Below are 17,280 nucleotides of genomic sequence, written 5' to 3'. Positions count from 1 at the left end.
CACCGGTGCCGGAGTGTGGCCGGCCTACGACTGCGCAGCGCCCTGCGGAACCCGTGCTCGGGGTGCAGCGCGCAGGTGCTCGGGCTCGCTGCGCAACGCGGTTCCGGGGGTTGCGCAGCACGCCCACCCAGGCCCCGACACAAGCTGCGCACTGCCAACTGAGGCGCGTTGCGCACCGGGTACTGCACAACTCCGCACCGGTCGGCTGCGGAAGGCCCGAACGCCCGCACGGCGCCCGCCCAAACGCGTACCGGGCGGTTAGAGCGGTACGGCAAAAACGCGTACCAGTACCTCAACGGCCTGTTGCGTTCTGCTGACCATGGGTACGTCTGACAGGTCTGTGACCTGAGGGTTCTGCAGACCAGTACTCGTTTCAGTAGGCGCTTCTCCGCCCCCGCGAAACGTGTACCGGTCGCTGGATAGCAGCGGGCGCGACAGGTGCCGCGGCTCCGTCGACGCCGGGTGACGCGGAATGAGCCGAGGCGGCCGGTACGCGCGGGAAAGCCAAACGCGTACCGGTGCGGGAGGAGTGCGCAGTTGCCGCGAAAGAGCGCCCACACTGCTGCGCAACCTCCGCTGCGCGCTCGCTGCTCACTCTGACTGCGCCACCCACCTGTTTCGCGCGCTGCTCGTCCTGACGAACATTGAGGCCACTACCGGCAATTGATCTCTACCGCAGGTAGCCCGCGAGCAGCGCATGCCCCTGGAACAGCGTCACCGGGCCGGGATCGGCTGAGTGAGGTTCACCGGGTTGCCGTCGGGGTCCTGGATGTGGGCGACGCGCTGTCCCCACGGCATGTCGTTGGGGCCGCCGCGGACCGAGCCGCCCAGCGCCGTTACCCGGCCGAGCGTCTCGTCGACGTCGTCGACACTGATGCTGAGCAGGATCCGCGACGCCGCCCCAGTCTCCGGGTTCGCCTTGGCCACCAGCCCGAGGTCGGTGTCGCCGATGCGCAAGCCGCGGTAGAAGGCCGGGCCTTCGGCCGGCACCCGGAAGATCTCCTCAGCGCCGAACAATTTCGTGTAGAAGCCGAGCAGAACGTCCTGGTCGGCAGTCACGATGACTGGCTGGATGGTGGACATGGCACTCCTGTCGAGAACGGTCGTGTCGCTGGATAGACCGTTCGAGGACGGTGAACTCATCGGCAAAACCACCCCGCCGGACGATCTGCAGCACAGACTGCCGCCCACGACCAGCACGAGCACCCCGAGACGAGGACACGCCACGCCGCTGACCAGCCACTTCAAGATGGCGCAGCTTCATCGTTTCCCGCTCGATCTCGTGCGCTTGTGGTGCGGCAGTGGTGCGACGGTTCCCGCGCGGCTTTTCGTCAGGATGGCACGCGAACGTCACGGGGCTGCCACCGGCCGTCGTTTTAGGAGTTCTACCAACTGGCCGACGCACCTGGTTTCCAAGCCCGCGGCAGACCACGGTGAGCGTCTAAGAAGCCGTATCTCAACCGAACATGATTGCTTGATTTCTGCTGGTCAGGCATGGTGTAGCTCGGAATGAGGGAGGCATCCGGCGTCTTGTTTCCGCTCCATGGGCGAGGGGTGCGCGATGGCGTCGGTGCTGGGAATGCTGGAGGAGCGGGAGACGGCTGCCCGTGTGCGGGTGGATGGGCTGCGGGAGGAAGTCGCCCGGTTGGCTGGGGTGTTGGAGGCCGCCGAGATCGAGCTGGACCGGCGGGTGATCGCGCGGGAAGAGCTGGTGGAGGCCCTGGCGGCCTCGGCTGCCGAGACCACTGCCGTGACCGGGGTCGAGGCGGAGCGGGAAACCGCGCCCGCGCCCGCGCCCGCGCCGGTGCCAGGCTCGATCGTGCCGCCTTGGCGCGAAGGATTGCCGGTGACGGTGCTGGCGCCGGACTACCAGCGGATCCTGGACGTGCTCGACGAGCGGCAGCCGGCGGGCCAAGGACCTCTGAAGGCCAAGGAGATCACGGTGGAGCTGGGCCTTCAGACGACGCCGGCGAAGGTCGAGGGGGTGCGCTCGAAGGCCAGGCGCCTGGCAGAGCGGGGGTGGCTCGTGCAGGAGACGTCGGGGATGTTCAGCGTCGGCCGGCGGCCCGTGCCCGGGCCAGACGCCGTCCCATCCGCGTGACCATCGACCACCGGATCATCGCCTCGCTGCTGGCCGGCAACGTCTCGTAGTCCCGGGCCAGTCGGCGTGAATGCATCAACCATGCGAACGTGCGCTCTACCACCCAGCGCCTGGGCAGCACCACGAACCCCTCCATATTGTCGGTGCGCTTGACGACCTCCAGGGCGAGCGCGAGTTTCTGCCGGCACCAGTCGACCAGGCCGCCGGTGTAACCGCCGTCGGCCCAGACCAGGCAGATGTCACGGTGCAGGCGGCGCATCCGGGTGAGCAATCCCACCGCGGCCTCCCGGTCCCCGACGTTCGCGGCGGTCACCACGACGACCAGCAGCAGACCGAGGCAGTCGGTCACGATGTGCCGCTTGCGGCCGCCCACCTTCTTCCCGCCGTCCCAGCCACGCGAGACGGACGGCACCGAGGCCGCGGCCTTCACCGACTGCGCATCGATGATCCCGGCCGTCGGCTCCGCCTCACGGCCCTCCCGCTCACGCACCCGTCCGCGCAGCCGTTCGTGGAACTCGGTGATCAGCCCGTGCTCGCGCCAGCGGCGGAAGAAGGCGTAAACCCGGCCCCAGCAAGGGAAGTCCACGGGCATCGCCCGCCAGGAGATCCCGCCCGCGACCAGGTAACGGATCGCGTCCAACATCTGCCGATGGCAGTAGCCCTCGGGCTGCCCGCCCCGGCCCTGGAGCCAGGCCGGCACCGGCAGCAACGGCCGGACGGCCGCCCATTCCGCGTCCGACATGTCCGACGGATACCGGCGTTCCCGGCCCGGATGGTCGGCCGCGTTGCCGTACACATGCGTGAGGCAATCACACGATGGAGCAGCCGAGTTGAACTGAACGGGCTCGGACGCGTACAACAACGACACCAGGGCCTCCCGGCACCACTCGGTTAGATTCGCATCCCCGAGCTACCGAGAGGCCCTGTCTTCATGCGCGTACAACGGGAAGATCACCCTGGCGGGAAACCTGTTCGACCCGCACGTTCCATGATCGGTTGAGATACGGCTTCTAAGGGTTAAGGCTCGTCCCGTATCGACCTCTGCGGCGTGGGGCTTGATGGAATCCTGCCGGCAGGACGGTGGACGGCCACGGGTGGCTCGGGGACCATGGCCTGCATGCCGACCTGGACTATCAAGGCGGAGCCTGTCACGGGCACGGGTGTCGACGAGGTGATGAGGGAGTATTTCAGTCAACTTGACCCGGCCCTAGAGGCAATGCCGCGTAGTTAAGCGGGGATGGTGGTTGTCGAGTCGAGTGAGTCTCCTGGCGTCTTGGCCCACTGGGGGTGGAGTCGGTAGCGGCCGCGGCCTGCTCTGACCAGGAACTTTTGCGTGATCCATTGCCCCATCTGTGCGGAGAGGCTGCGGAGGTGGCCGATTTCGAGGGCGTCGGCGATCTGCCGGGCAGTCCAGTCCTGATGGGGGTCGGCTGCCGCCAGGAGTCGGAAGACGCGGGAGCGTCGGTCGGTGTTGGCAGGAGACGGCGGCAGGACGGCGGGCTGCTCGGCGGCAGCGAGGACGGTGATGTCCAGGTGGGTGAGGGAACGGCTGGTCAGCGGCCGTGTCTCATGCGGCGTGGTGCCGTAACGGGACATCGGGCACTTCACCTTGCGTGCACTGATCCGGGGGCGGCGGGCCGGCAGCGGATCGGCCAGGACGGCCTTCGCGATACCCCTGTCGCTGCCGGTGATGTTGGAGGCGTTGACGATCTGGTCGGCGGCGGCTTGGAGAGCGATCGTGAAGCTGAGGCGATCAGCGTCGATGCCGGGGCGAGTTTCGGCCGCGTCGCACATCGCCCGGCGCAGGATCTGGTGGACGGTGAGCCAGGCCCACAGTTCCTGTTCCAGGCCGCAGCGATCGGTGGAGCGCAGGACGCGTCCGGTGAGCAGGGTGTGGCGCAGGGCGAGGAACGCCGACTCGACCTCCCAGCGTTCGTGGTAGAGGCGGGCCAGCTGTTCGGCGGGGTCGGTGCGGTGGTCGAGCAGGGTGGTGATCAGCATGTAGTGGTCGCTGATCCGGGTGCCGTCGTCACAGGTGGCGGTGATGTCGACGTTGATGATGCGGAAGGTTCGGTCCTGGATCCGGGTCAGGAACGAGCCGTCGGGCAGAGCGGTCCATACGGTTGGCCGGCGGCGGGAGTTGAGCCGGATCAGTAGCTGAGTGCCGGTGTCGGCGGCCTCGACGAGGAAGTCGTTCCCGGCGAAGGCGCGGTCGGCCAGCAGCAGCATCGTGGCGTTCAGCAGGGGAAGGAGTCGGCGGGTGTAGTGGGTCTCGCCTTTGCTGGTGGGGCCGAAGGCGGCGCCGAGCAGACCACGGGTGCCGGTCTCGCACAAGGCCATCAGCCGCAGGTGCGGGTACCCCTGCGGGCCGTAGCCGGCGTTCAACATCTTGCCCAGCCAGGCACGGACGCGCGGCTGGTCAGGGGCCCGCAGCGAGCTACAGCCGTCGAAAGCGACCGTGCGCCACTTCCGGTAGCAGACGCCGGGGGTGCGTGGCTGGGCGATCGGGCCGGACACGGCCTCGAACAGCATCTTCAGCGGCGCGGCTCCGATCCTGCGGCGCAGGTCACGCAGGGCCTTTTCACAAGGTCGGACCGGAGCCAGCGGGCCCAGCCCGGCGACCAGCTTGCCCCACACCCCCAGGTAGCCGACGGCCGGGAAGACGGCCAAGGCCAGCACGAAGTACACCCCCACCCGGGAAGGCAGCAGACGCAACCTGCCCTGGACAGCCCGCGACCTCGCCAGCACGTCGTCGACCAGTTCGAAGGGCAGGTACTGCGTCAACTCCCCGAGATGCCCTGGTGCGAAGACACCCCTCGCAACGGTGATGGTGCGTACGAAACTGGTCATGGCAGACTGCTCGGACAACGGGACCCCTGCTCAGCGTGAAGACCTTGGACGGCTTCACCGCTGTAGCAGAGGTCCCGTTTCCCATACGCATCCCGCCCGCAACGACGGCGCTGATCAAGTTGACGGCCGTGCCCGGTCCTTAACTACGCGGCATTGGCCCTGAAGGACTGGGTTTGGAGGTAGCGCCCGACTGGCTGTTGGGTGGGCTCCTCCGTCCAGACACCCTTATGGGGTAGCAGGGACGCGTAACTCACGTCCGTTTTCGCCGGTCGGTCGCGCTATAGGTACAGGATCTGCGGGTGCTTGCTTTTCCAGAACCTGCCCCAACCGTCGTATTCGGTGATGCCATTCTTCCGCATCAGATAGTGCACGCCCTTGGGCCCGGAGAAATAGTCAAGACCTGTGGATCGGCGTGTCAGCGGCTTGAGTCTTAAGAGCACGCCAAGGACCCGATGTGGACGACCCGTCATCGAACTGGTGACGCTGCTCACGGTCAGTCGTCTGGGCATTCGGAATGTCCAGACGGGCTCAAGCGCTCGATAAGGAAAGCGAGGATCTCGTCCCTGGCCTTCAGAGTGGGATGTCCGTCCTCGTCGACGAGGTGGGCGGTGACGACGCTGTGGGGGGAGCCGACCACGTCACGGAAGAACGGGGGCGGGTTGGTGTTGGCGGAACTGGCCGGAAGAACGCGGCCGTCGAAGGCGTCGCCGAGGAGTGCTTGGTAAGCGGCGAAGCGCTGGCCGGTGCACCAGCGGTCGTCGTTGAAGCGGTAGGCGAGAACTTTCAGTCCATCGCGCGCGATGCGCTCTCGGATCGCGCGTGCGTCCTCGCCGCTGATCTCGAGTGCGGCAGGGTCGTCCAGCGGCAGTGACGGATGGTTGACCACTGGCGCAATGACGGCCGGCTCAAGCGCCATGGTGAGTGCGAAGTTGCCGGTGAAGCACAGACCGATCGCACCGACTCCTGGACCGCCGCATTCGGCGTGGGCTTGGCGCGCGAGCCCACGTAGCCACGCAGTGACGGGGCTGGAACCGCTCCCGGCGAACGCACGGAACTCGGCGCTGACACAGGCGCGACGGACAACCTCCTTACCACCCTCGACCGTGGGATAGGCGCCGTCGATGCCGAAGAGCGAGGGGATGTAGACGGTGAGGCCCGCATCCCGCACCCACCGTGCTAGCCGAAGGACGTCGGGGCTGATACCGGGCATCTCCGGCATCAACACGACGGCTGGTCCGGAACCCGAGGCGTACACCGTCTTCACCACCCCGTCCACGTCCACGAGTCGTCGGGAAAAGTCCTTGATCGCGTCGTTAAGGCGTCCGTTGGCTCTCATGCCGACAGCGTGAACTGGCCTGCCCGCACAAAGCGATAGGCCAGATCGCCATGTAGAGGGGTAATCTCGCCATAGGCGTGATGGTGAGGAGGTGAGCGTGAGCGCGCTGCGGGTCGGTGTCCTGGCCTATCCGGGCTGCTTCGCGTCCGAGGTGTTCGGCGTACCCGATCTATTGACGATGGCCACGCACGTTGCTGGCCCGGACCGCGCCGGATACGAGGTGTCGGTCGTTTCGTCGCGACGTCGTGTCGCCGCATCGGGTGGTGCGGCGTTGACTGTCTCTCCGCTGCGCGAGGTCGACGTCCTCGTCGTGCCAGGGTTCGAGCTTCTGCCGGGCCTCGACGTGGACGCGAAGCTCGCGTCCCTCGCCCCGGAAGTTGCGGCAATCCACTCACATGCTGCCGCAGGCCATGTCGTCGTCTCGATCTGTGTCGGGGCGTTCCTGCTCGCCGAAGCTGGACTGCTCAAGGGGCGCCGGGCTACGACGTCATGGCTCTTCGCGGACGAATTGGCTCGACGCTGTCCTGACGCTGATGTCCGACCCGAACGTCTAGTCGTCACCGACAAGGGGGTGACGACGACGGCGGCCTTCAGTGCCATGTACGACTTCGCGTTGGAGCTGATCCGCCAGCACAGCGGTGCCGGCGTGGCGCGGGCGACCGCGCGTGTGGCGCTCGTCGACGATGCGCGATCGTCTCAGACCCCGTACGTTGACGTGCGACTTCTTCCACAGCCTGGAAGCGAGTTCTCCCGCAGGGTCATGCGCTGGCTCGACCAGAACCTTGCCGCCCGATACGACCTCGCCGCGTTGTCGGACACATTCAATGTCAGCACTCGAACGCTGCTGCGGCGCTTCGCAGACGAGACAGGCCAGAGTCCGCTGCAGTACCTGCGATCGTCGCGCGTCCATCGCGCCCGACACCTCCTTGAGACCACGGACCGAACGGTCGCCAGCATCTCTGCAGCGATCGGTTACAGAGACCCCGGCACCTTCGCTGTTCTCTTCGCCAAACACACCGGACGACGACCAAGGGACTACCGCGCAGCCTTCCGGCGTGGCGCCAACTGATGGCGACCTTCCCTTGGGGCGAGGTGTATTCGTATTCGGAGGAATAGAGAGACCTGCGGGTCGGTTGAGGTTGCTCAGGCTGCGTGAGCCTCGGGGCGTTCGACGAGGTGGCCGCGTTCGAAGCGGGTTCCGGCGCGGACGAGGGCGACGAGGTGGGGTGCATTCACGGCCCGCCAGCGGGCCTGGGCGGACTCGACGAGATTGAAGACCATCGCGAGGGCGGCGGCCGCGCTGCCGGCTCCCCGGGTGACCTTGGTCCGTAGCCGAACCGTCGGGAACGTCGACTCGATCGGGTAAGTCCTCCAGCGTGCTCAGTACCCGGATCGAGGAACTGTCCGGCGCCCGCCTGCTCGCCCTGGACGGCGATGGCTACCGCCTCACCCAGCTCGGCCAGGATCTTGTCGAGGCGCTGAGCCCACTGGACGCCTGGAGTCGACGTTGGGCCGAGGAAACGAGACCCGCGACGCCAGGAGGGCTGGAATGAACACCGCGTGGCTGGTCTGATCACGGCAGCGGTGCCGTCCTGGATAGTTCCCTTCAGCGGGCTGAGCCCGCGCCAGTTCGGCAAGTTGGTGACCTCGGTGCGACGTCAAGGAGTTGACGCTGCACGCCGGGGTCGGCCATGGGGCCTACCGCTGGAGGACCGAATACTCCTGGTCACGGCTTACTGGCGAACCAACTTGACGCTGCGCCAGCTTTGCCCCGCTGTTCGGGGTCTCGAAGTCGTCAGCCGACCGCATCGTCGATTGTAATGGTTCGTCCGCGTGGGGAAGCCGCGTCGTCGGCCCGCCTCCGCACACCGGCGAAGCAGTCCCCTATGCGCCGTACGCCGACAGGCTCCCGTACGGCAGGCCAGCCTTCCCCACGATCACGCCTCGCAGTCTCATCTCAGCACGACCATCATCACCAACGTCCCCACTAGCGAATCGATTCGGTCCAGCAACCCCCCGGACCCGGCCAGCCACTGCCCCGAGTCCTTGGCACCGGCGCCCCGCTTGACCAGGGACTCCACCAGGTCGCCCGCCGGCCCGCCCACGGCCACCGCGGCTGCTGCCGGCCAGCTCCACGCCGAGAGCAACGCGAGCACGCCCAGTCCCGCCGCCGCGCCGCACAGCGTCCCGCTCCACCGCTTCGCCGGGGACAGCGGCGACAGCCGGGGCCCACCCAGTCGTCGCCCGGCGAAGAACGCCATCACGTCGGCCACCGATACCGCCGCGAACAGCGCCAGCGCCACGGTCCCGAGCGGCGCCAGTGCGGCCAGCGTGCCGAGCCAGACCAGCCCGAGCAGGCTGGTGCCGAGCCGGCGCAGGCCCTGTTCGGCGTCGCCGGTCACCAGCGGTACGGCGGCCAGCGCGAGCGCACCTACGACGCCCACCCGCCAGACCTGGTCCGGCGCCCAGGCGGCTGCGACGATCAGGCCCGGCACGGCGGTGGCGAGTACCGCCCGGTCGGCGCGGGGCAGCCGGGTCAGCGCACCGAACTCCAGCACCGCGATCACCGCGACGACCCCGGCGAGCAGGGCGACACCGAGCCGCCCCCACCAGAACGCGGCGGTCACCACGGGCACGCCGACGGCCCAGGCACACCAACGGACTATCAACTCCCGCCGCCGGGACACCCCGACCGCCACACCGCTCACCAGCAGCGCACCGCCCAGCCACGGTGCCAGCGAGGCCACACCGGTCATTTGGCGACTCCAGCGGCGGGGGAGGCAGACCAGGCAGGGGCGGCGGAGGCGGTGCGCAGGGCGGTGAGGGCGGCCCGGTACGCGGCGACGATGCGCGCGTTGTCCGCGGTGTCGCGGACCGCGACGCGCACGGTGCGGCCCTCGTAGGCGGCGGAGAGCGGCGACAGGTCGCGTAGATACACGTCGTGGCGTCGGCATTCGGCGACCAGGGCGGCGGCGCTCGGCCCGCCCGGCGGCAGGGTCAGCGAAAGGAAGTTCGCCACCGACTCCTCGACCAGGACGGACGCGTCCACCCCGGCCAGATCCGAGGCGAGCTTTCGGCGAAGCCCGTGTGTGTGCCGCAGCCGGTCGGTGTAGTAGGCCGGGTCGCGCAGGGCCGCCACAGCGGCGAGCTGGGCCGGCAGCCCGACTGCCCACGGCGGCGTCCACCGGCGTAGCTCCGCCGCTGTCTCCGGCTCGGCAACCAGGTAGGCGGCCCGGACGCCGGACAGGGCGTACGTCTTCGACATCGAGGTGCAGACCACTGCCCGCGGATCGGTCGCGGCGAACGGGGCGAGCGACTCGGCGGGATCGACGTACCCGAGGTACGCCTCGTCGATCCACCAGCGGGTCCGGGCGGGCGCGGCGGCGATCACCGCGCGCAGCTCGGCGGCCGGCGTGTGGCGGCCGGTGGGGTTGTTCGGGTTGACCACGACCACGAGGTCGTACTCCCCGGCCGCGACTACCGCCGACAGCCGCTGCGGATCGATCCGCCAGCCCTCCTCGCGCCGTAGCCGGAACCGGTCCACGCGGCAGCCGATCACCCGCTCGGTGACATGGGCGTACTCGCCGTACCCCGGGTCCATCAGCAAGACCCGGCTTGCCGGTGTCAGCCACCGGCCGAAGGCGCGGAAGATCAGGTCGGAGGAGCCGGCGCCGACAGCAAGCGTCTGCGCGGGCAGGCCGCGGGCGGCGGCGATCTCCGCGAGCAGGCCCTCCGCGCCGGTCGGTGGAGAGGTACGGGCAACCCACCCGGCATCCTTGGCGAGCGCAGCGCGCGCGCCGGGGGCCGGCCCGAACCAGGCGTCGAGCACGTCGGCCGCGACCACCTCGAGCCGCCGATTCAGACTGCGGAAGTCCGTGCCGATCGCGGTGAACGAGGCCCCGCCGTGCTCGCAGCCGTCCGGCCGGGGCGCGAACGACGAGTCCAGCCGCCAGTCCGCGCAGGCCGCCAATCGGGTCAGGGTCGCGGCGTGCCGGCCCATCGTGCGCCGCGTCAGCTCCGCCACCTCCCCGGTGAGCACCTCGAATTCGACCGCGCCGCTGCGGACGGTACGGCCGACAGGTCGCAGGCCCGCCGCCCGGTACATGCCGACCAGGTCGGCGCGGCCCATCGCCACCACCCGCCGCCCGCCCCGGGACGCGATCCAGCGCAGCGCCGCGTACATCAAAAGGGCACCCGCCGCACCGGCCCGCGCGTCGGGCTCGACGGTGAGCAGGCGCACCTCGAAGACGTCGGCCTCGTCGAGGAGCGGCAGTTCCGCGCGGGTCAGGTACTTGTCGAGCCCGAACCGGCCCACCCAGGGCGGCGTCACGCTGACGAACCCGACACGGACCGGGCCGCGAGCCGCGACCAGGTAGACATTGTCGCCGTCGAGCCCGTCGACCAGCCGCCCCTCGGCATTGGGCGCGTGCTGGCCCAACTCGTCCGCGTAGACCCGGTGCCGCAGTTCGTGTATCCAGGGACGGTCGTCCGCGGTGGCGTGACGCAGGCTCAGGGGACGGCTCATCAGGACCTCTTCGTAGGGGAGTGCGGAAGGTCAGTGTGTCGAGGGCGGGCCGGCGTCAGCAGGGGCGAGCACCTCAGGGGAGGTGAGTACGCGTACTCAGGCGATCCCGTCCGTCGTGCTGCTGGCACCCGCGACGTCCGACTCCAGTGATGGTCTGCAGGGGAGTGTCAGTTGGGCATCGTCATCTGAGTGTCAGTGGCGCTGGCTCAATGACCTGGTGGTTGGTGCTGACGGATGGTGCTCACCTGCCGCACGGTCAAGCTCCTCGCCCGTTTTGATGACGCAACCAGGCGGCGGTCCCGCTGGAGGCGTTCCGTCAGCCCGTCGCGGCGCCGCGACGGGTGCATCGTCGCATCCGCCGAAAATAGTAGCCATGGACATAGTAGCTATGTAGTCTATTTGTCATGAGCAAGGTTCTGCCGGGCCCCACGCCTGGCTTCCTGGTGTGGCGGCTCGCCAACAAGTGGCGCGTCGCGGTCGATCGCGCGATGGCTCCGCTGGGCCTCACCCACGCGCAGTACGCACTGGTCGCGTCACTGCACGGCATGCAGCGCGTCGGCGAGCGGCCCAGCCAGCGCCAACTCGCTGACCACACCGGCCTGGAGGCGCTGTACGTCTCGAAGCTGGCGCGCGCCCTGGAGTCGGCCGGCCTGATCGAACGCACCCGCAACCCCCGCGACCCGCGCGCCGTGCAGCTCGCCCTCACCGAACAGGGCCAGTCCGTCGCGCGGCAGGCCATCGCGGTGGTCCAAGAGCTGCATCAGCAGTTGCTGGAGCCGCTCGGCGGCCGCGATGCCCTGCGGACCCGCGCGTTCACCGACGAGCTGACGACCCTGCTCGACGCACCTCTCGCTCCATCCATACCGAACGACGAGAGCACCAGGGGATAACACCATGACCACCACTGCACCCACCAACGCACCCGTCGCCGACGCCCGCGCCCTCGGCCTGGCCCACTACGCCGCCCGCGGCGTCCTGGAGCACGTCCTGGCCCGGCACGGCAGCACGTTCCAGCAGCAGGTCGCTCTGCGCGCCGCCCTGACCGCCGACGCACCGCAGGCGCCGGACGACCTCGTCGCCCAGGTCCAGGGCTCCCTCAAGGCCGATCCGTCCGACATCCGCGCCACCCTCGATGAGCTGCTCGCCAAGCAGCTGCTCGATACGGACGGCGCGCACCTTCGTCCCACGGACGCAGGGCGCGAGCTGCTCGCCACCGTCGGCGCGGAGAGCGCCCCTATCAGCGCCCGCATCTGGGGCGGGATACCTGCCGAGGACCTGGCCGCCGCCGGCCGCGTCCTCGCCCTGGTCGCCGAGCGCGCCAACGCGGAGCTTGCGGCGCTGACCGCCTGACCTCCCGGCCAGGCTTGTAACTGGCCTTGATCAACGGGTGGTTCGGGTGAGGCCGTGGATCCAGGTCATGGAGGCGCGGAGATGCATGCCTGCGAGGTAGCTCTGCGGGGTCCTGTGGCAGCGGGTGGCGCTGTCGCGTCAGGCCGCATCGGTCCTGGAGCGGCCGGCGAATGACGCCATCGAGTTCTCCCAGCTCGCCACGCGTCTTGAGGGCGTAGCCGCAGGCGGAGCACCTGATCCCGGCAGGCTCCGGTGTTGGGGAGGCTCGCTCCTCGGCTTCCTCGCTTCTCCTGTCGTCAGCAGGGCGCTGGGAAGAGTGCTCGCTGCGTATACCGGGATGGTGCTCCCGGGGCTTCCTCCCCAACGTTGCATGGCCCTGCGCACGTGCGATGGAGCGCGGGGCCACGCAAGGAACGCCGTTCCTGTCAGGAGCGCTCATGGCGACCGTATGGCCCACACCTCGCCGGTGCCCGCCGGACTAGGGCGTATCGGAAGTGGATCACTGGCGAGGCGTGACGTCTAAGAGCGTGCGCGGATAGGCGGGTGTGAGGGGCTGGATGCAGGTGCAGGCACGGGCCTGCGCGATCATGTGAGTTCCTACGCTCCGTGACCGTGGAGGCTCCGTGCCTGCGCTCCCATTATGGCTTGTCGATCCGCTCTGGCAGCAGTTCCGGGAACTGCTGCCCACGCGCGGTGAGTTCGCCTCCGACCACCCGCTGGGCTGTCATCGCCGACGCATCGGTGACCGCACCGTCTTCGACCGGCTCGTGCAAGTACTGGTGTTCGGCTGCGGCTACCGCAAGGTCGCCGACGACTCGTGCTCGGCGACGACCATCCGTACCCGCCGTGAGGAGTGGATCGCAGCCGGGGTCTTCGAACGGCTGGAGCTGATCGTGCTGGAAGCCTACGACCGTTTCATCGGCCTGCAGCTGTCGGATGTGCCAGTCGACGGCTGTCACACAAAAGCCACCTGCGGTGGTGAAGTTGCAGGCCCTTCGCCCGTGGACCGGCGAAAGGGCGGTATGAAACGCTCCACCGCAACAGACGCCGGCGGCATCCCACTCGGCGCAGTCACCGCTCCCGGTAACCGGCACGATTCCCCGCTGCTGGGTCCCACGCTGGAGAGACTCGAACGTATCGGGCCGCTCCCGGAAAACGCCACGGTCCACCTCGACGCCGCCTACGGCACCGGCAAGGGATCGAGAACGGCAGCCGAACACGGCCTGCAGGCACAGGTCGCGGTCAAGGGCGTGGCCGCGCCGATCCAGAACACCAAACGATGGCCGGTGGAGCGCACGAATGCCTGGGGCAATCAATTCTTCAAGATCGCTCGCTGCACCGAACGCCGCACCGAAGTCATCGATGCGTACCTCTCGTTGGCCCACGCCATCATCACCCTGCGTCGCCTCATCCGCCGCGCGTGGACCCTCTACCGCTGGGACACACGCCCCCGGAAACGCCCCTGAAAACGGCCTATCCGCGCACGCTCTAAGATCGCTTTCTTCGGCAAGTCGATCCGGGGAGGCGGGCCGAGTGACCAGCGCGGTTTTGGTTCAGGGCCTGTATCGCCAGCTTGAGCACTTCATCCGGGTTGCTGAGGGCCTGCGAGCGGCAGGCGTCGACTTGGTTGCTCCGGAACTGCATCGGGGCTCTTTGACTGCGGACACGGTGGCGGTGCAGGCCGCCGTTGACGTGCTGGCGGAGCCTCCCTTGGTTCTGGGCCACTCCTGCCGAGGATCGGTGATCACTGGTCTGAGCGGAGTCGGGCGTCTGGTGTATCTGGCGGCCTTCGTGTCGGATACGGGTGAGAGTGCGGCGGGCTTGCGCGGCGCCTCTGCCGAGTTGAAGGCCGCCATCGAGCCGCAGACCGACGGTTCTTACGCGCCTTGACGCAAGCCGGGCCGTGGATGCTCTGTATGCAGACCGTCCTGGGCGCCTGGCCGCTGGCGCAGCGGGTCTGCTACGAGCCCAGGCGGCCGGCTGCAGAGGAGGAGTACCGGAACGCCAAAGCTGGAAACATGCCCCTTCCGTGTACGTCGTGTGCACGAGGGACCGAGCTATCGCGCCGGTTCTTCAACAGGTCATGGCCGCGCGCTGCGACTCCGTTCGCGAGTCGGAGACGGGGCACTCTCCGTTTGTGGGCCAGCCGGAGCTGGTCATCGACCTGGTTCTGGAACTGCTCGATGCCTCGGACGCACCGGGCGGGGCAGGCCGGGGGATTACAACCACGCTATGAGGCGACGGTCCTCGTCGCGGCCATCAACGAGTAGCTGCGACCGGGGCGTTGGAACGTGACGAGCGCTACCATGCGGGCCGACGAGCCCCTTGAATTGGCCAGGTTGGCGAGCCTCCGCAACTATGGTGCTCGGATCACCTGAACACGCATTGGGCGATGCAGGGGCGCACGCGGGACTGACAAGACGTCAGTCTGCCGAAGGACAGGGCCGGACCAATCAGGCCGGTACTGCCGCTCCGGCGTACTCGGCGTTCTCGTTCTGCAATCGACAGCTCTACGCCCCGCTGCTGCGCAGAACCTGCCGCGAACAGCTGGCCGCCCACGCCCCGACACCCCGAGGAGCCCGCCCGGTGCCCGACGAACTCACCAGCACCGCCGCGGCGGCCATCCGGCTACGACCGGACTTCCGCCCCATCACACTCCTCTCCCGCACCGAGAAGTCCCTGCTCATCGCGGGAGCATGCGAGGACGGACCGGCCATCGCAAAGCTTCTGACCAGCCGGGAACCGCTCTGGGCGGAGAAGTTCGGCGCAGAGATCGAGGCCTACCGATGCTTCACCGACACACCGCCGCCGGTGCGCGTCCCCGCCCTCATCGCCGCAGACGAGCAGCACCGCGTACTGCTGATCGCGCACGCCCCGGGCCGTCTCCCCGTCCCCGGCCGAGACCGGTTCCCGTTGCAGGCCCTGGACCCGGCACACGTCACTGCGATGATCGAGGCGATGGCCGACCTTGCCCAGTGGCGGCCCCCCACCGACGTGCTCACCCGGTCCCCCGACTACGTCGGACGCCTTGACCGCGATCACCGCCAAGGCTTGACGACCCGGCAGGACCACCAGGCCCTGACCGACCTGCTTCACCAGGTCGGCACCGACCTGGTGCCGGGCCACGGTGACCCGCTGCCGACTAACTTCGTGTTCGGGCCCGACGGACGGACCACGGTGATCGACTGGGAGCACGCGGGACGCTACCTGCCAGGACACGACTTGGCAGTGCTCTGGACCGTCCTGGCCAACACTGAGGAAGCCCGCGCACGGATCGAGGAATTGGTAGCAGCCGGATCCACGTCCGCCCGTGCCGCCTTTACCCTGAACCGGGCCATGCTGCTCGTGCGAGAACTCCGCAACCACCGAGCCGTTCCCCCCTCCACTTGGCGGGACAAGCGGGTGGAAGCGATCGATCGTGACTGGCAGGACATCCGTGAGCTGCTCCACGCCCGGTGATTCGACTGGCGGCGCGGGTCCTCGCCATTCAGCACCCGCCCGCCCCTCGTCTGTCAGCATCCGCCGCCGAGCATATCCAGGGCGTCCAGGGCGGGTTCGCACTCGCAGCGGAGTTCGCAGTGAATCTGTACGTAGTGGTCGTGCTCACCGCCGTCGTCACTGATGTCGAACTGTCGCGTGAGGTCCACAGTGAACATCGGACGCCCGCTGAAGGCGTACGTGCCGTACTGGAAGAGCAAGCCGTCTGAGTCGGGTGTCGGCGCGGTGGCAAAGCGCTGCTGCGCGAATCGCATGAAGGCCAGCCATGCAAGCCGAGTGGTCAACTCGGTCTTCGTCGATCGCCCAACCTCCAGCTCGGCACGCAGGACATCGACGGCTTCCTCCATCCGTGGTCTGTCGTGCACGTCAGCTCTCCTCGGTTCGTGAATCAGCACCCTAACGTCATAGGGCCGCATCAAATCCAGCCCTGACCAGCGAGGCAGCCGCCTCCCGGATCACAACGCTCAGTCACTGCTGCACTGAACCTGAGCCAGAACCTGAGAAATGACAGCGGCCGTGGGGCGGTCGGCCCTGTAGCGGCATCCACCGGTCGAGGGCTGTGCTCGATCACAGCCGGGTGGCCAGCCAGATGGTCACGGCCGCGGTAACGGTGAGTCCGGCGTTGAGCGCGATCCGGCGGTCTTCGCTCATCAGGTGAACGGCGATCGCGCCGGTCTGCAGGAGTACGAAGCCGATGGCCGCTGCCGTCGCCAACGACGGAGCGATGCCGGTCAGTTTCGGCAGGATCAGGCCGGTCGCGCCGAGTATTTCGACCGCCCCCAGCGCCCTGAGGGCAGGCAAGGGTATGTCGTCGATCCAGGCCATCATCGGCCGGAGTTGGTCGCGGCTGCGGATCACCTTCAGTGTGCCTGCGTAGAAGTAGAAGAGCGCGAGCAGTCCCGCGACGATCCAATAGGCGATGTTCATGGTTCCCGTTCATGGGCCACCGGTTCATGGGGCCCCGTCGATTGCGTCGCTTGACAGAAGAGTCCTCGTGAAGGCTCGGTCCGGCGTCCGAGGGGCCGGGCCACGCGGGCCGCCGCTGACGCTGAAAGGTGGCAGCGCCACCGCCCTGCCGGTCCAGGAGAGGGTGGCCGAGCACATGCTGTGCCGTCGGCTTCAGGCGAGGTCGGTGGCGGGCTTGGTCGCGTAGCGGCTCATCGCGTCGATGTTGGCCTGTTTCGTCAGCGGCCGGCCGCCGGCGAGCACCTCCTGGAGGTCTCGGAAGTACTGCACATACAGGTCGGGAGTGAATGTGCTGAGCATGACCGCGGGTCGGTCGGTCAGATTGGCGAAGGTGTGCAGGGTTCCGGGCGCAACCATCACGAGCGTGCCCGAGGCGGCGTCGTAGTCCTCGTCCCCGACGGTGAACCGCACGGTGCCGGAGAGGATGTAGAAGCCCTCGTCGTGTCGGGCGTGGCGGTGCTGCGGCGGTCCCTGGGTGTGCGGGGCGAGGACGGATTCGGCGATCGCGAGACGGTGCCCGGTGTGGCTGCCGTCCTCCAGAACGCGCATGCGCGTGGTGCCCAGAACGATCGTCTCACCGTCGCCGGGACCCACCACCGACACAGCGGGGTGGGTCTGGGGCTCGCTGCTCTTCGCTTCTTCGGTCATGCTCAC

The 17,280-nt window shown here is 68.4% G+C and carries 17 protein-coding genes and 3 pseudogenes; 10 read left to right on the top strand and 10 right to left on the bottom strand.

The annotated features are described in order from the left end of the window. Positions 1–714: 714 nt before the first annotated feature. Positions 715–1,083 (bottom strand): VOC family protein, encoded by a 369-nt coding sequence (locus OG758_RS01470; RefSeq protein WP_326708223.1) that lies wholly within the window; start codon positions 1,081–1,083, stop codon positions 715–717. Between OG758_RS01470 and OG758_RS01465 the strand changes: the two genes are divergently transcribed. Then, positions 1,073–1,513, top strand: a complete 441-nt coding sequence (locus tag OG758_RS01465; RefSeq protein WP_326708222.1) for a hypothetical protein — start codon at positions 1,073–1,075, stop codon at positions 1,511–1,513. The two genes, OG758_RS01470 and OG758_RS01465, sit on opposite strands and share 11 nt — an antisense overlap. A gap of 48 nt (positions 1,514–1,561) precedes the next feature. After that, complete coding sequence (locus OG758_RS01460) at positions 1,562–2,101, top strand: hypothetical protein (protein WP_326708221.1); 540 nt, start codon at positions 1,562–1,564, stop codon at positions 2,099–2,101. Here the strand turns inward: OG758_RS01460 and OG758_RS01455 are convergent. The 3 genes from OG758_RS01455 to OG758_RS01445 form a co-directional block, all read right to left on the bottom strand. Beyond that, on the bottom strand, positions 2,049–2,843 hold the full coding sequence (locus tag OG758_RS01455; RefSeq protein ID WP_326708220.1) for an IS5 family transposase: 795 nt from the start codon (positions 2,841–2,843) through the stop codon (positions 2,049–2,051). The genes OG758_RS01460 and OG758_RS01455 overlap by 53 nt on opposite strands. A 485-nt stretch (positions 2,844–3,328) precedes the next feature. Further along, the gene (locus tag OG758_RS01450; RefSeq protein ID WP_326708219.1) at positions 3,329–4,951 is read right to left on the bottom strand and encodes an IS4 family transposase; all 1,623 of its coding nucleotides are present in this window, start codon (positions 4,949–4,951) and stop codon (positions 3,329–3,331) included. A gap of 493 nt (positions 4,952–5,444) precedes the next feature. Further along, positions 5,445–6,287 carry a dienelactone hydrolase family protein gene (locus OG758_RS01445; protein WP_326708218.1) on the bottom strand — a complete coding sequence of 281 codons (843 nt, stop codon included), beginning with the start codon at positions 6,285–6,287 and terminating at the stop codon, positions 5,445–5,447. A 97-nt stretch (positions 6,288–6,384) separates the two neighbouring features. Between OG758_RS01445 and OG758_RS01440 the strand changes: the two genes are divergently transcribed. Beyond that, positions 6,385–7,356, top strand: a complete 972-nt coding sequence (locus OG758_RS01440; RefSeq protein WP_326708217.1) for a GlxA family transcriptional regulator — start codon at positions 6,385–6,387, stop codon at positions 7,354–7,356. Positions 7,357–7,430: 74 nt separating this feature from the next. On the opposite strand, the pseudogene OG758_RS01435 reads toward OG758_RS01440, so the two are convergent. Next, positions 7,431–7,655: pseudogene (locus OG758_RS01435) on the bottom strand (IS256 family transposase); the annotation flags it as partial. An 8-nt stretch (positions 7,656–7,663) separates the two neighbouring features. Between OG758_RS01435 and OG758_RS01430 the strand changes: the two are divergent. Both OG758_RS01430 and OG758_RS01425 read left to right on the top strand, forming a co-directional pair. Further along, positions 7,664–7,840: a hypothetical protein gene (locus OG758_RS01430; RefSeq protein WP_326708216.1), complete on the top strand. Its 177-nt coding sequence runs from the start codon at positions 7,664–7,666 to the stop codon at positions 7,838–7,840. Between the two features lie 7 nt (positions 7,841–7,847). Continuing rightward, positions 7,848–8,103: pseudogene (locus tag OG758_RS01425) on the top strand (helix-turn-helix domain-containing protein); the annotation flags it as partial. Positions 8,104–8,239: 136 nt separating this feature from the next. Here OG758_RS01425 and OG758_RS01420 read toward each other — a convergent pair. Further along, positions 8,240–9,043, bottom strand: a complete 804-nt coding sequence (locus tag OG758_RS01420) for a phosphatidate cytidylyltransferase (RefSeq protein WP_326708215.1) — start codon at positions 9,041–9,043, stop codon at positions 8,240–8,242. Next, positions 9,040–10,812 (bottom strand): histidinol-phosphate aminotransferase family protein, encoded by a 1,773-nt coding sequence (locus OG758_RS01415; RefSeq protein WP_326708214.1) that lies wholly within the window; start codon positions 10,810–10,812, stop codon positions 9,040–9,042. Before OG758_RS01415 ends, OG758_RS01420 begins: the two co-directional genes overlap by 4 nt. Positions 10,813–11,216: 404 nt before the next feature. On the opposite strand from OG758_RS01415, the gene OG758_RS01410 reads away from it, so the two are divergent. The 5 genes and pseudogenes from OG758_RS01410 (at position 11,217) to OG758_RS01390 (ending at position 15,621) form a co-directional block, all read left to right on the top strand. Then, positions 11,217–11,702, top strand: a complete 486-nt coding sequence (locus tag OG758_RS01410) for a MarR family winged helix-turn-helix transcriptional regulator (RefSeq protein WP_326708213.1) — start codon at positions 11,217–11,219, stop codon at positions 11,700–11,702. 4 nt (positions 11,703–11,706) lie between these two features. Further along, positions 11,707–12,162 carry a MarR family transcriptional regulator gene (locus OG758_RS01405; RefSeq protein ID WP_326708212.1) on the top strand — a complete coding sequence of 152 codons (456 nt, stop codon included), beginning with the start codon at positions 11,707–11,709 and terminating at the stop codon, positions 12,160–12,162. 623 nt (positions 12,163–12,785) lie between these two features. After that, positions 12,786–13,628 carry an IS5 family transposase gene (locus OG758_RS01400; protein ID WP_326708211.1) on the top strand — a complete coding sequence of 281 codons (843 nt, stop codon included), beginning with the start codon at positions 12,786–12,788 and terminating at the stop codon, positions 13,626–13,628. A gap of 67 nt (positions 13,629–13,695) precedes the next feature. After that, positions 13,696–14,398, top strand: a pseudogene (locus OG758_RS01395) (alpha/beta hydrolase). A gap of 350 nt (positions 14,399–14,748) precedes the next feature. Then, the gene (locus OG758_RS01390; protein ID WP_326708210.1) at positions 14,749–15,621 is read left to right on the top strand and encodes a phosphotransferase family protein; all 873 of its coding nucleotides are present in this window, start codon (positions 14,749–14,751) and stop codon (positions 15,619–15,621) included. Between the two features lie 53 nt (positions 15,622–15,674). On the opposite strand, the gene OG758_RS01385 is transcribed toward OG758_RS01390, so the two are convergent. From OG758_RS01385 to OG758_RS01375, 3 genes are all read right to left on the bottom strand, one after another. Beyond that, a complete protein-coding gene (locus OG758_RS01385) occupies positions 15,675–16,007 on the bottom strand; it encodes a hypothetical protein (RefSeq protein ID WP_326708209.1) in 333 nt (110 codons plus the stop codon). A gap of 220 nt (positions 16,008–16,227) precedes the next feature. Beyond that, positions 16,228–16,587 (bottom strand): DoxX family protein, encoded by a 360-nt coding sequence (locus OG758_RS01380; RefSeq protein ID WP_326708208.1) that lies wholly within the window; start codon positions 16,585–16,587, stop codon positions 16,228–16,230. Between the two features lie 192 nt (positions 16,588–16,779). Continuing rightward, positions 16,780–17,274: a cupin domain-containing protein gene (locus OG758_RS01375; RefSeq protein WP_326708207.1), complete on the bottom strand. Its 495-nt coding sequence runs from the start codon at positions 17,272–17,274 to the stop codon at positions 16,780–16,782. Positions 17,275–17,280 lie beyond the last annotated feature (6 nt).

Origin of the sequence: Streptomyces sp. NBC_01474 (genome assembly GCF_035918215.1) — a bacterium.
GTDB lineage: Bacteria > Actinomycetota > Actinomycetes > Streptomycetales > Streptomycetaceae > Streptomyces > Streptomyces aureus.
Note: the sequence above shows the minus strand (reverse complement) of the source record. Positions and strands in the feature narration are given on the sequence as shown.

What these genes read in the sequence shown, in the direction of transcription:
- OG758_RS01450 (WP_326708219.1), bottom strand. Translation starts at nt 4,951, where the DNA reads ATGACCAGTTTCGTACGCACCATCACCGTTGCGAGGGGTGTCTTCGCA.
- OG758_RS01465 (WP_326708222.1), top strand. Translation starts at nt 1,073, where the DNA reads ATGGTGGACATGGCACTCCTGTCGAGAACGGTCGTGTCGCTGGATAGA.
- OG758_RS01380 (WP_326708208.1), bottom strand. Translation starts at nt 16,587, where the DNA reads ATGAACATCGCCTATTGGATCGTCGCGGGACTGCTCGCGCTCTTCTAC.
- OG758_RS01385 (WP_326708209.1), bottom strand. Translation starts at nt 16,007, where the DNA reads ATGGAGGAAGCCGTCGATGTCCTGCGTGCCGAGCTGGAGGTTGGGCGA.
- OG758_RS01405 (WP_326708212.1), top strand. Translation starts at nt 11,707, where the DNA reads ATGACCACCACTGCACCCACCAACGCACCCGTCGCCGACGCCCGCGCC.
- OG758_RS01470 (WP_326708223.1), bottom strand. Translation starts at nt 1,083, where the DNA reads ATGTCCACCATCCAGCCAGTCATCGTGACTGCCGACCAGGACGTTCTG.
- OG758_RS01445 (WP_326708218.1), bottom strand. Translation starts at nt 6,287, where the DNA reads ATGAGAGCCAACGGACGCCTTAACGACGCGATCAAGGACTTTTCCCGA.
- OG758_RS01460 (WP_326708221.1), top strand. Translation starts at nt 1,562, where the DNA reads ATGGCGTCGGTGCTGGGAATGCTGGAGGAGCGGGAGACGGCTGCCCGT.
- OG758_RS01455 (WP_326708220.1), bottom strand. Translation starts at nt 2,843, where the DNA reads ATGTCGGACGCGGAATGGGCGGCCGTCCGGCCGTTGCTGCCGGTGCCG.
- OG758_RS01410 (WP_326708213.1), top strand. Translation starts at nt 11,217, where the DNA reads ATGAGCAAGGTTCTGCCGGGCCCCACGCCTGGCTTCCTGGTGTGGCGG.
- OG758_RS01375 (WP_326708207.1), bottom strand. Translation starts at nt 17,274, where the DNA reads ATGACCGAAGAAGCGAAGAGCAGCGAGCCCCAGACCCACCCCGCTGTG.
- OG758_RS01415 (WP_326708214.1), bottom strand. Translation starts at nt 10,812, where the DNA reads ATGAGCCGTCCCCTGAGCCTGCGTCACGCCACCGCGGACGACCGTCCC.
- OG758_RS01420 (WP_326708215.1), bottom strand. Translation starts at nt 9,043, where the DNA reads ATGACCGGTGTGGCCTCGCTGGCACCGTGGCTGGGCGGTGCGCTGCTG.